The 11,295-nt window shown below is 73.8% G+C and carries 11 protein-coding genes; 6 read left to right on the plus strand and 5 right to left on the minus strand.

Going from position 1 to position 11,295, the window contains the following annotated elements; translation table 11 throughout:
• The first annotated feature begins 78 nt into the window (after window positions 1–78).
• Genes GTY58_RS35990 through GTY58_RS36000 form a run of 3 tightly spaced genes read left to right on the plus strand, consistent with a single transcriptional unit; the run spans window position 79 to window position 3,298 of the window.
• Window positions 79–1,242 carry a glycosyltransferase family 1 protein gene (locus GTY58_RS35990; protein ID WP_010988331.1) on the plus strand — a complete coding sequence of 388 codons (1,164 nt, stop codon included), beginning with the start codon at window positions 79–81 and terminating at the stop codon, window positions 1,240–1,242.
• On the plus strand, window positions 1,239–2,447 hold the full coding sequence (locus GTY58_RS35995) for a glycosyltransferase (RefSeq protein WP_010988332.1): 1,209 nt from the start codon (window positions 1,239–1,241) through the stop codon (window positions 2,445–2,447). Before GTY58_RS35990 ends, GTY58_RS35995 begins: the two co-directional genes overlap by 4 nt.
• On the plus strand, window positions 2,444–3,298 hold the full coding sequence (locus GTY58_RS36000) for an SGNH/GDSL hydrolase family protein (protein WP_010988333.1): 855 nt from the start codon (window positions 2,444–2,446) through the stop codon (window positions 3,296–3,298). The genes GTY58_RS35995 and GTY58_RS36000 overlap by 4 nt, the downstream gene beginning before the upstream one ends.
• 4 nt (window positions 3,299–3,302) lie before the next feature.
• Here GTY58_RS36000 and GTY58_RS36005 read toward each other — a convergent pair whose 3' ends face one another.
• Genes GTY58_RS36005 through GTY58_RS36025 form a run of 5 tightly spaced genes read right to left on the minus strand, consistent with a single transcriptional unit; the run spans window position 3,303 to window position 7,688 of the window.
• The gene (locus GTY58_RS36005) at window positions 3,303–4,172 is read right to left on the minus strand and encodes a biotin-dependent carboxyltransferase family protein (RefSeq protein ID WP_010988334.1); all 870 of its coding nucleotides are present in this window, start codon (window positions 4,170–4,172) and stop codon (window positions 3,303–3,305) included.
• Complete coding sequence (locus GTY58_RS36010; RefSeq protein WP_010988335.1) at window positions 4,169–4,786, minus strand: allophanate hydrolase subunit 1; 618 nt, start codon at window positions 4,784–4,786, stop codon at window positions 4,169–4,171. The genes GTY58_RS36005 and GTY58_RS36010 overlap by 4 nt, the downstream gene beginning before the upstream one ends.
• Entirely contained in the window at window positions 4,783–5,535 is a 753-nt protein-coding gene (locus tag GTY58_RS36015; RefSeq protein ID WP_010988336.1) for a 5-oxoprolinase subunit PxpA, read from the minus strand. The genes GTY58_RS36010 and GTY58_RS36015 overlap by 4 nt, the downstream gene beginning before the upstream one ends.
• A 12-nt stretch (window positions 5,536–5,547) precedes the next feature.
• Window positions 5,548–6,372, minus strand: a complete 825-nt coding sequence (locus GTY58_RS36020; RefSeq protein ID WP_010988337.1) for a putative hydro-lyase — start codon at window positions 6,370–6,372, stop codon at window positions 5,548–5,550.
• Window positions 6,369–7,688 (minus strand): MFS transporter, encoded by a 1,320-nt coding sequence (locus GTY58_RS36025; protein ID WP_010988338.1) that lies wholly within the window; start codon window positions 7,686–7,688, stop codon window positions 6,369–6,371. Before GTY58_RS36025 ends, GTY58_RS36020 begins: the two co-directional genes overlap by 4 nt.
• 255 nt (window positions 7,689–7,943) lie before the next feature.
• Here GTY58_RS36025 and GTY58_RS36030 point away from each other — a divergent pair, with 255 nt between their 5' ends.
• From GTY58_RS36030 to GTY58_RS36040, 3 genes are all read left to right on the plus strand, one after another.
• Window positions 7,944–8,645, plus strand: a complete 702-nt coding sequence (locus tag GTY58_RS36030) for a GntR family transcriptional regulator (protein ID WP_010988339.1) — start codon at window positions 7,944–7,946, stop codon at window positions 8,643–8,645.
• 132 nt (window positions 8,646–8,777) lie between these two features.
• Entirely contained in the window at window positions 8,778–10,295 is a 1,518-nt protein-coding gene (locus GTY58_RS36035) for a hypothetical protein (RefSeq protein WP_010988340.1), read from the plus strand.
• A 94-nt stretch (window positions 10,296–10,389) separates the two neighbouring features.
• Complete coding sequence (locus GTY58_RS36040; RefSeq protein ID WP_010988341.1) at window positions 10,390–11,268, plus strand: hypothetical protein; 879 nt, start codon at window positions 10,390–10,392, stop codon at window positions 11,266–11,268.
• The last annotated feature ends 27 nt before the right edge of the window (window positions 11,269–11,295 follow it).

Consider the following 11,295-nt stretch of genomic DNA (forward strand, 5'->3'; position numbering starts at 1 on the left):
CGCAACGCTCATGGGACGTTCCTCGTCCGGAAAGATCCACGTTGACGCGGCCACGTCCAGCACGACGACAACACCGGTATGCGTGTCGTCATCGTGACCGAGTCCTTTCCCCCCGATGTGAACGGCGTGGCCCACTGCGCCCTCCAGACCGCCCGGCACCTTGTCGAGCGCGGTCACGCCCCCCTCGTCGTCGCCCCCGCCTCCCCCAAGTCCCCGACATCGCTCGGGCAGGGCGGTGCCCCCTTCGCCGGGCAGGGGCCCGACGCCCTCGCGCCGTGCCGCGTCATCCGGGTGCCCTCCCTCCCGCTCCCCGGCTACCCCCAGGTCCGCGTCGCCCTCCCCAGCCGCCGCGTCGCCGCGGCGATCACCGAACACCGCGCCGACATCGTCCACCTGGCCGGCCCCTTCGTCCTCGGTGTCCGCGGCATGGCGGCCGCCGCCCGGCTCGGCATCCCCGCCGTCGCCGTCTACCAGACCGACCTCGCCGGATACGCCCGCACGTACATGGGTGCGGGCGAGGCCACGGCCTGGCGGCGCATACGCTCCGTCCACGCCGCCGCCGACCGCACCCTCGCCCCGTCCACCGCGGCCCTGCACGACCTGGAGGCACACGGGGTGCCCCGGGTGCGGCTGTGGCCGCGCGGTGTCGACACCGTCCGTTTCCGCCCCGAGCACCGGGACGAGTCGCTGCGCCGCGAACTCGCCCCGAACGGCGAACCGATCGTCGGCTACGTCGGCCGGCTCGCCCCCGAGAAGCAGGTCGAACTCCTCGCCGGAGCCTGCGGTCTGAGGGGCGTGCGGGTCGTCGTCGTGGGCGACGGCCCGAGCGAGGTGACGCTGCGGGGCGCGCTGCCCGGCGCCGTCTTCCTGGGGCGCCGCACGGGTGACGAACTCGCCCGGATCTTCGCCTCGCTGGACGTCTTCGTGCACACCGGCCCCTTCGAAACCTTCTGCCAGACCGTCCAGGAGGCCATGGCGAGCGGTGTGCCGGTCGTCGCGCCCGCCGCGGGCGGCCCGCTGGACCTGGTGGCGCACGGCCGTACGGGGCTGCTGGTCCCGCCGCGTGACGCCGGCGCCGTGCGCGACGCGGTGTGGTCCCTGGCCGCCGACCCCGCGCTGCGGGCCGCGTACGGAGCGGCCGGGCGGGCCACCGTCGAGGGCCGTACCTGGGCGGCCGTCGGCGACCAGCTCATCGGGCACTACGCCGAGGTGCTGTCCGCGCGGACGGCGGTGGCGGCATGAGCCCGCGAAGCGACGAGGGCGGCGTGCACGAGCCGCCGCGGACCGGCGGGCCGGCCGGGGCGCTGCGGATCGTCCGGCTCGCCAACTTCGTGGCCCCCGCCTCCGGGGGACTGCGTACCGCCCTGCGCGAGCTGGGCAAGGGCTTCAAGGAGGCCGGGCACGAGCCCGTGCTCATCGTGCCCGGCGAGCGCCACACCGACCGCGAGACCGGGCAGGGCCGCGTGATCACCCTGCCCGGGCCGCTGCTGCCCGGCACCGGCGGCTACCGCGTGCTCACCGACAAGCGGCGCGTCGCCGCCCTCCTGGCCGAGCTGGCCCCCGACCGTCTGGAGGTCTCCGACCGTACGACGCTGCGGTGGACCGGCAAGTGGGCGCGGCGCGCCCGCGTCCCCGCCGTGATGGTCTCCCACGAGACCGCGGACGGCGTCCTGCGCACCTGGGGCCTGTCGGAGAACGTGTCCCGGCGCGCCGCCGACGCCCTCAACACCCGTACGGCACACACCTATGCGCGCGTGGTGTGCACCACGGAGTTCGCGGAGCGGGAGTTCGTCCGCATCGGGGCCCGCAATGTCGTACGCGCTCCCCTGGGCGTCGACCTGGAGCAGCGCCGCCCCGCGCTGCGGGACCCGGGGCTGCGCGAGCGCCACGCGCGCGTGGACGAGACGCTGCTCGTCATGTGCTCCCGGCTGTCCGTCGAGAAGCGGCCCGGCACCGCCCTGGACGCGCTGGAGGCGCTGGTGCGGCGCGGGCGGCGCGCGGTGCTCGTCGTCGCCGGGGACGGCCCGCTGCGGGCCCGGCTCGAACAGCGGGCGCGGGAGCGGAGGCTGCCCGTGACCTTCCTCGGCCATGTCGGCGACCGGGCGCTGCTCGGCGCGTTGCAGGCCTCCGCCGATGTGTGCCTGGCTCCTGGGCCGGCCGAGACGTTCGGGCTCGCCGCCCTGGAGGCGATGGCCTGCGGTACGCCCGTGGTCGCCAGTGCCTCGTCCGCGCTGTCGGAGGTCGTCGGCTCCGCCGGAGTCACAGCCGCGGATCACGGCGACGCCTTCGCGGACGCCGTCGCATCGCTCCTGGAACGCCCCGAGTACGAGCGCCGGCAGACCGCACGCGCGCGTGCGGAGTGTTTCGGTTGGAAGACCGCGGTCGACGCGTTCCTCGCCGCGCACGACGCGGGGGCGCCGGCTCCCGCTCGGGAGGGCGTCCGATGAGACCGCCGCGCTTCGTGGCGCTCGGCGACTCGCTGACCGAAGGCGTGGGCGACCCCGTCGGGGACACCTGGCGGGGGTGGGCCGCACTCCTCGCCGCCGGGCTCGCCCCCGCGGACGCGCCCGCCGAGTTCACCAACCTCGCCGTCAGCGGCGCCCAGACGCGCGACGTCCTGGAACGGCAGACCCCGGCCGGGCTCACCCTGCGCCCGGACATCGTGTCGGTCGTCATCGGCGTCAACGACACACTGCGGTGCACCTTCGACATCCACGCCGTCGCCGCACGGCTCGACCAGGTGTACGCGGCGTTCCGGGCGCGGGACGCGGTGCTGGTCACGGCGTGCCTGCCCGACCCCGGGGCGATGTTCGGGCTGCCCGGGGCGCTGGCCCGTCCGCTGGCCCGCCGGCAGCGGGCTGTGAACACGGTCGTGCACGCCCTGTCCGAGAGGTACGGGGCGGTGCATCTGCACGCGGCGGAAGAGGAGTGGCTGACCGATCGCGCGCTGTGGAGCGCGGACCGGCTGCACCCGGGGGAGCGAGGCCACCGGCAGCTGGCGGTCCGCTTCCACGCGCTGCTCGCTCAGGAGGGCCTCGTGACCGGGACCGCGCCCGCGGCCGAGCCCGAGTTCCCCGCGCCCACCCGGTCGGCGAGCCTCTGGTGGCTGGCCACCGCGGGGACCGGCTGGGTGGCCCGGCGGTGCACCGACCTGCTGCCGCAGCTGCTCACCCTGGCCGCCTCCGAGGTACGCCACCGGGCACGCGGCACCAGCGCCCGGCTCGACCTGAGCGCCTCGCACGCGGCGGCGTCCGCGCTGGCCGCCCTGTCGGGGACGGAGCAGCCGGACGCGGCCTGAGCCGTCAGCGGCGGCGTACGGCCACGAAGCGGACGGGGGTGCCGGGAACCGCCTGGGCGGCCGCCGGGAGGTCGGCGGGCCGGACGACCGCGATCACCGGGTAGCCCCCGGTGGTCGGGTGGTCGGCGAGAAAGACGACCGGCCGGCCGTCGGGCGGCACCTGCACCGCCCCCCACACCATGCCCTCACTGGGCAGTTCGCCCGTCCGGGACCGTTCCAGCGCGGGCCCTTCCGTACGCAGTCCGATGCGGTTGCTCGCGGTGGACACGCGGTACGCGCGGGTGACGAGCGTGCGGACGGCCGTCGCCGTGAACCAGTCGTCGCGGGGGCCCGGCGTCACCCGCAGCACCAGTTCGGCCGGCGGGCCCGGCTGGGGAACGGCGTCCACGCGCGCGTGGGGGCCGACCGGGTGCCCCAGGGGGAGCACCGTCCCGTCGGTGAGGGGTGCGGGACCGAGCCCGGACAGCAGATCCGTGGAGCGGCTGCCGAGCACCGGTTCGACGGCGACTCCGCCGGAGACGGCCACGTAACCGCGTACTCCGGACTGCGCGGGTCCGATGTCGAGCAAGGTGCCGCCGGGGACGCGTACGGGCGCTCCCCAGGGCGCGGGGCGGCCGCCCACGGTCACCGCGCAGGGCGCGCCTCCCACCGCCACGGTGACCGCCGAACGGGGGCGCAGAGCACAGCCGTTGAGCGTCGTCTCCAGGACGGCCGCTTCCGGCGGATTGCCGACCAGCCGGTTGACCAGCGCCGCCGCGGGCGGGTCCAGCGCACCGGAGCGCGGCACTCCGAGGTGGGCGTACCCGGGGCGCCCCAGGTCCTGCACGGTGGTCAGCGCCCCGGCCCGTACGACGGCGAGCGCCCGATCCGTCATACGGACCCCACCGCGACGAAGCGGACGCGGGCGCCGGGCGCGAGCAGGGCGGCCGGTACGCGCGCGTGGTCCCACAGGACGCGGTCCGTGGTGCCGATCAGCTGCCACCCGCCCGGCGACGCACGCGGGTACACCCCGGTGTACGGGCCCGCGAGCGCCACGGAGCCCGCCGGAACGGACGTGCGCGGGGTCGCCCGGCGCGCCACGTCGTAGCGCGCGGGAAGCCCGGTGAGATAGCCGAACCCGGGCGCGAACCCGCAGAACGCGACCCGGAATTCGGCCGCCGAGTGGATGCGCGCCACCTCGTCCTCCGGTACGCCCCACAGGGCGGCGACCTCGGCCAGGTCGGGGCCGTCGTACCGTACGGGGATCTCGATGGCCTCCTCCGCGCGCGGGGGTACCGGCGGCACTGTCCAGTCCGCGAGCTGGGCCGCGAGCCGGGAGGGCTCCTCCAGGCCGTCCAGGAGGACCGTGCGGGCCGCGGGCACGACCTCCCGTACCGTCAGGGTTCCGGCCGCCCTGCGGCGCAGCAGCTCGGCGTGCAGGGCCTGCGCCTCGTCACCCGAGGCGAGTTCGACGAGCAGGGCCCGGTCGCCGACCGGCAGTGCCCTCATGCGAAGGCCGCCACGCGGACGCCCGAGGCCTCCAGCCGCGACCTGACCCGGCGGGCCAGCTCCACCGCGCCGGGCGTGTCGCCGTGCAGGCACAAGGAGCGTGCCCGTACCGGGATCCGGCGCCCGGAGTGCGCGTCGACCACCCCGAGGCGGGCGAGGTTCACCGAGCGTTCGACGACCGCGTCGGGGTCGGTGACCACCGCTCCGTCCTCGCCCCGCGGCACCAGCGTGCCCTCCTCGGTGTACGCGCGGTCCGCGAACGCCTCCGTGACGACCGGCAGCCCGGCCTTCTCGGCCACCTCCAGCAAGCGCGAGCCGGGCAGCCCGAGCACCGGGAGCGAGGCGTCGGCGAGCCGCACCCCGTCGACCACGGCGCCGGCCTGCCCTTCGTCGTGCACCACCCGGTTGTAGAGCGCGCCGTGCGGCTTCACGTACGACACGCGCGTGCCCGCCGCGCGGGCGAACACCTCCAGGGCGCCGATCTGGTACGCCACTTCGGCCGCCAGTTCCGCGGGCGGCACGTCCATCGCGCGTCGCCCGAACCCGGCCAGGTCCCGGTAGGAGACCTGGGCGCCGATCCGTACGCCGCGCTCGGCCGCCAGCTCGCACACCCGCCGCATGGTGGCCGCGTCCCCGGCGTGGAAGCCGCAGGCCACGTTGGCGCTGGTGACGACGGACAGCAGCCGTTCGTCGTCGGTGAGCTCCCAGCGGCCGAAGCCCTCGCCGAGGTCGGCGTTCAGATCGATCATGGTGTCTCCTGGTCAGGCCACGCGGTACTGCTCGTCGCGGGCGTCGGTGAGGAACATCTGGCCCGGGGCGTGGGTGATGGCGAACGGCGGACGGGACGCCATCACCGCGGCCTGCGGGGTCACGCCGCAGGCCCAGAACACCGGGATGTCGTCCGGTTCGGCGTCCACCGGATCACCGAAGTCGGGGCGGCCGAGGTCATCGATGCCGAGGCCCGACGGATCGCCGCAGTGTACGGGGCTGCCGTGCACCGCCGGGAGCATCGTGCTCTCCCGGATCGCCGCCGCCAGGTGCTCGGGCGGAACGGGACGCATCGACACCACCATGGGGCCGTGCAGCCGGCCTGCCGGGCGGCAGGCGCGGCTGGTGACGTACATGGAGACGTTGCGGCCCTGCTCGATGTGGCGCATCGGGACGCCCGCCTCGCTCAGTGCCCACTCGAAGGTGAAGCTGCACCCGATGAGGAACGACACCAGATCGTCCCTCCAGTACGCGACGACATCCGTGGGCTCGGCCACCAGCTCGCCGTTCTCCCACACCCGGTAGCGCGGCAGATCCGTGCGCAGATCCGCTCCCTCCGCGAGCGGAGTGGTCCAGGAACCGGCGTCGGTGACGTCGAGGACCGGACACGGCTTGGGGTTGCGCTGGCAGAACAGCAGCATGTCGTACGCCCAGTCGGCGGGGAGCGAGATCAGGTTCGCCTGGGTGTGTCCCGCGGCGACCCCGGCCGTGGGTCCGAAGACGCCCCAGCGGAAGCGGGCCCGCGCCTTGCGGGGGGTCCACGCGTGCGCGTGGCCGTCGATCCGGCTCAGGGGGCGGTCCGGGGTGACGCGGTTCACCGGAGCTCCTTCCCGCGGGTCTCCGGAAGCCCGAGCAGCGCCAGCGCCGCCAGGGCGTAGCCGATCGCACCGAAGACCAGCGCGCCGCCCACACCCCAGCTGTCGGCCAGGAAGCCGACCAGGGTGGGGAAGACGGCGCCGACGGCGCGTCCGGTGTTGTAGGTGAAGCCCTGTCCGGTGCCGCGCACGGCCGTCGGGTACAGCTCGCTCAGGAACGAGCCGAAGCCGCTGAAGATCGCCGACATGCAGAAGCCGAGCGGGAAACCGAGCACCAGGAGGAGGGTGTCGGCGCCGCTCGGGATGTTGGCGTACACCAGGACACAGATCGCGGAGAGCACCGCGAAGAGCAGGATGTTGCGCTTGCGGCCCAGTTTGTCGGTCAGGTAGCCGCCGGTGAGGTAGCCGATGAAGGCACCGGAGATCAGGAACGTGAGATAGCCGCCGGTGCCGACGACGGACAGTCCGCGCTCCGTCTTGAGGTACGTCGGCACCCAGGTGGCCAGCGTGTAGTAGCCGCCCTGGACGCCGGTCGAGAGCAGGCCCGCGAAGACCGTGATCCGCAGCAGACCGGGCGCGTCGGCCGTCCCGGGCCTGAAGATCGCCGTGAACGAACCCTTGTGAGCGCTCTTCTGGCGCTCGACGGCCGCCTCCGGGGCGTCGTGCACCCTGCGTCGCACCCACACGACCAGCAGCGCGGGCAGCGCGCCGGTCCAGAACATCACACGCCATGCGAGGTCGTCGCCCACGAAGGAGAAGACCAGCGTGTAGACGACGGCGGCCAGCGCCCAGCCGACGGCCCAGGAACTCTGGATCGCGCCGAGCGTCCGGCCCCGGTGCCGGGCGCTCGCGTACTCGGCGACCAGGATCGCGCCGACCGCCCACTCGCCGCCGAAACCGAGCCCTTGAAGGGCGCGGAAGACCAGCAGGGTCTCGTAGTTGGGCGCGAAGCCGCAGGCCACCGTGAAGACGGCGTAGGTGATCACGGTGATCATCAGGGCCTTGACGCGCCCGATGCGGTCCGCGACCACACCCGCGACGGCGCCGCCGATCGCCGAGACGACCAGGGTGACCGTCGTGAACAGTCCGGTCTGACCGCTGTCCAGGCCGAAGTAGGCCGCGAGCGCGACCATGCTCAGCGGCAGCGTGAAGTAGTCGTACGAGTCCAGGGCATAGCCGCCGAACGCGCCGGCGAAGGCACGCCGGCCGCGCGGACCGAGCGCGCGCAGGAAGCCGAAGGCGCCGTCTTCGGAGGCGGGTTCACCCGCGCCGGGCGCGGTGGCGGCGGTCAGTTGTGGAGAGGGAGGGGTCGTGCTCATGGGCACCTCGCTAAGAGGGACGGAGGGTGCTTGAGGGACGAGCCGTGCCGTGCGGGGGTGCGTGGAGCGGGTGGCGCTGTTCGGGGGGCGTGGAGCGGGTGGTGCCGTGCGGGGGTGCGGAGGAGGCCGTGCCGTGCGCAAGCCGCGGCGCCGTCGTGCGAGCGGGCGGCGCCTGTCAAGCAAGGTAGGGGATCGTTGAACGATCCTTCAATACCCACGTTGTTTCGTTGTTGTATCTGCGATTGAATTCCGGGCATGGCAGATCAGCTGACGGGACTGGCCGACGACCGCGCTCTGCTGGGGCGCACCAGCACCGCCGAGCGGGTCTCGGACATCCTCAGGGGCCGTATCGCCGAGGGCTACTTCCCGCCCGGCACCCGGCTGTCGGAGGACAGCATCGGCGGCGCGCTCGGGGTCTCCCGCAACACGCTGCGCGAGGCGTTCCGGCTGCTCACCCATGAACGGCTGCTCGTCCACGAGCTGAACCGCGGGGTCTTCGTACGGGTGCTGACCGTCGAGGACGTGCAGGACATCTACCGCACCCGCTCCCTCGTCGAGTGCGCCGTCGTACGCGGTCTCGGTGAGCCGCCGTACGCCCTGGAGGGCCTCGCGGAAGCCGTCGCGGAGGGGCAGCGGACGGTGCGCGAAGGTGACTGGAAAGGACTGGGCACGGCCAACATCCACTTCCACCGGGAACTGGTCGCGCTCGCCGGCAGCGCCCGCACCGACGAACTGATGCGCAGCGTCTTCGCCGAACTCCGCCTCGCCTTCCACGTCGTGGACGACCCGCGGCGGCTGCACGAGCCGTATCTCGCGCGCAACCGGCAGATCCTCCAGGCCCTGGAGACGGGCGACCGCGACAAGGCGGAGGGACTGCTCGCGGTCTATCTCGACGACTCGCTGGAGCGGGTCGTGGAGGTCTACCGGCGGCGCGTGGGCGACGACGGGCAACTGTGACCACGGGGGTGACGACGGGCAGCTGTGCCCCCGGCTGTCATGCACTGTGACCCCGGCTGTCATGCACTGTGACCACGGGTCTCATCTGCGTCGTTTCGACCGCTGTCAGACCGAGGACCTAGTCTGTGCACCGTGACTTCGCCTGCATCGACGGACAGCGTTCCGCCCCAGCTCAGCGCGGGGCCGCGCCCTTCTCCGGGCCCGGCCGCCGACGAGGGACTGGCGCGGCGGCTGCGCGCGCTCGCCTGCACGGCGCCGCTGCACGACCTCGATGCGCGCAAGGCCAACCTCGCCGGTGAGTACGCGGTGTACGGGATGGCGGAGGTGGCCCTCGCCGCCATCGACCTGGTCACACTGAACATGGACTTCGACACGGGCGCGGACCACGACCAGATAGTGGCCCGCCTCATCCCGCGCATCGCCGCCCAGGCCCCCCGGCGGCCCGTCGCCGAGCACGAGCGGGTGGCCCGCTGGGTCCTGGAGAACCTGATCAACGTCGGCAGCGTCGACCGAGGTTTCCGCGCCGTCTACGGCACGTTCGCGCCCGACGGCTCCTATGTGCGCCGCGACTACGACTTCAAGCTGATCGAGGAGGTCCCCGGGTACGGAGGAAGCGTCTACCTCCGTACGACGGACGAGGCGGTCAACGTCCTCGTGGGCGCCCTCGACACCGATGTCACCAGCGCGCAGATCGCCGCCGAGGTCAAGCTGGAGGTGCTGATCAGCCGCGGTCGGCTCGCGGACGCGCAGCTCGCCGCCGAGCAGGCGCGCTACCGGACCGTCCAGTACTCGGAGACGTTGCGCAAGGCACTGGACGCGACCCGGCGCAATGTGCGGGCCGTCGACTGGCTGAACTCGGTGCCGGACATGATCGCCGAGGCCCTCGACCACGTCGCCGACCGCTACCGGCACGAGAACGCGATCCTGACCAACATCCGCAAGGCACGCGACGAGTCCGAGGACCCCGAGCAGAAGCGGCGCGCCGCCGAGCTGGTCGACATCGTCAAGGACTGCATCCGCCGGCACACGCTGCTCCAGTCCCGGCTCCTGGAGGCGGGCCCGCTGTTCCGCGCCGAGCAGGACCGGCAGGCCTTCGCGACCCCCATGACGACGTCCGGGATCGATCTCTACGGGCATCTCGTCGCCCCCGTGCTGCCGCTGCCCGTGGAGCAGGCCCTGCGCGTCACGGACGCCTTCTTCGCGCGCGGCACCGGGCTGCGCACACCCGCGTCCGTGCGGGTCGGGGACCTCGTCGACCTGCTGCTGACACCGCCCGTGGAGCGGGAGCACCTCGGCGCGGAGATGCCGGAGCCAGACCTGATCGCCACTCCCGACGACAGCCGGTTCAGCGAGGAGCAGCTGGCCGCCGCCATGGAGCTGCTCGACCTGCCGGCGGACGCGCCGCGGCGGTTGTCGGGACTGCTCGCGGAAGCGCGCCGCCAGGATTCCGAACTGCCGTACCTTGTCGCCCTGCTGGCCGTGCACGCGGCCAGCCCGCCGGTGGGCACCGCCTACCGGCAGGGGGAGGAGAAGCTGCTGTTCGCCGTGGACGACGGGGTCGAACTGGACGACGACGAGTTCGGCGGGGCCGATCTCATCGTGGGCATGGCGATGCTCGACGCGATGGGGATGGCGGCGGACCGGAAGTGAACGCCTCGTCGGCGGAGCCGCACATGCCACAGCCCCGCGCCCATGAGGGGGCGCCCGACCGCACCATCGCTTTTGAGATCAAGGAGCCCCAACCGTGACCGAGCACGTCGAGTGGAGTGAGCCGGAAGTCGCCGCCACGCCGGTGAACGCCGCCGTCACCCCCGCCGACGCCGCCGACGCGGCGCGGCTCGTGGCCTTCGGGCTCCAGCCCAAGCTCCAGCCCGCCCGCGACCAGGAGTACACGGAGTTGCTGCGCCGCTACCGCGAGGACCCGCCCTTCGCGCGGCTCGCGGACGCCGTGGCCACCGGGCTCGGCCTGGTCGTCCTGGAGGTGTCCCCGCGTGCCGGTATGGCCGTCACCGCCGCCGAGGACTCCGTGTTCGCCGTCCGCATGGGCGACTACGCGCGGCGCACGGCGGCCGACTCCGGCGACCGCTTCCTGCATGGGCTCGCCCATCTCGCCGTCGCCGCCATGGCGTTCCCGCGCCCCGAGGACCTCGCGGACGACGGCTACATCGGGCGCGTCTCGGTCAACGGCGTCGACGCCTTCGTACGCCAGGCCTGCCGCCGCCTGGAGGAGCGGGCCGAGGAGCAGGGCGAGAACACCGACCCGGCCACGGACGCGCCCGGCCTGGAGGCGGCCTGGCGGATCTGGGCCAGACGCAGCGCCGCCGGGGCCACCAAGGACGCGCGCCGGCTCGCCGGTTCGACCACCGGGATCGTCGGCAAGGCCGTCGTCTTCCTCACCGACTCCGGCTTTCTCCAGCGGACCGGCGACGACTCCGGCGGCACCTACCGCACCACCGCCCGCTATCAGCTCCAGGTGCGCGACATGGCCGGCAGCGCCGCCCTGGCCGAGCTGCTCGAGCTGGGCATCGTCCCGGTGACCGACGGCACCGCGAGCCTGCTGCCCCCCGAGGACACCGACGACCTGGAACTGGTCGCCGACGCCGGACTGCCGTTCCACTCCTGACCCGGCCTCCCCGGCCCCTTCACCCGA

The sequence above is a fragment of the Streptomyces sp. SID5469 genome (genome assembly GCF_009862865.1).
Classification (GTDB): Bacteria; Actinomycetota; Actinomycetes; order Streptomycetales; family Streptomycetaceae; genus Streptomyces; species Streptomyces avermitilis.

What these genes read in the sequence shown, in the direction of transcription:
- GTY58_RS36000 (WP_010988333.1), top strand. Translation starts at nt 2,444, where the DNA reads ATGAGACCGCCGCGCTTCGTGGCGCTCGGCGACTCGCTGACCGAAGGC.
- GTY58_RS36005 (WP_010988334.1), bottom strand. Translation starts at nt 4,172, where the DNA reads ATGACGGATCGGGCGCTCGCCGTCGTACGGGCCGGGGCGCTGACCACC.
- GTY58_RS36010 (WP_010988335.1), bottom strand. Translation starts at nt 4,786, where the DNA reads ATGAGGGCACTGCCGGTCGGCGACCGGGCCCTGCTCGTCGAACTCGCC.
- GTY58_RS36030 (WP_010988339.1), top strand. Translation starts at nt 7,944, where the DNA reads ATGGCAGATCAGCTGACGGGACTGGCCGACGACCGCGCTCTGCTGGGG.
- GTY58_RS35995 (WP_010988332.1), top strand. Translation starts at nt 1,239, where the DNA reads ATGAGCCCGCGAAGCGACGAGGGCGGCGTGCACGAGCCGCCGCGGACC.
- GTY58_RS35990 (WP_010988331.1), top strand. Translation starts at nt 79, where the DNA reads ATGCGTGTCGTCATCGTGACCGAGTCCTTTCCCCCCGATGTGAACGGC.
- GTY58_RS36025 (WP_010988338.1), bottom strand. Translation starts at nt 7,688, where the DNA reads ATGAGCACGACCCCTCCCTCTCCACAACTGACCGCCGCCACCGCGCCC.
- GTY58_RS36015 (WP_010988336.1), bottom strand. Translation starts at nt 5,535, where the DNA reads ATGATCGATCTGAACGCCGACCTCGGCGAGGGCTTCGGCCGCTGGGAG.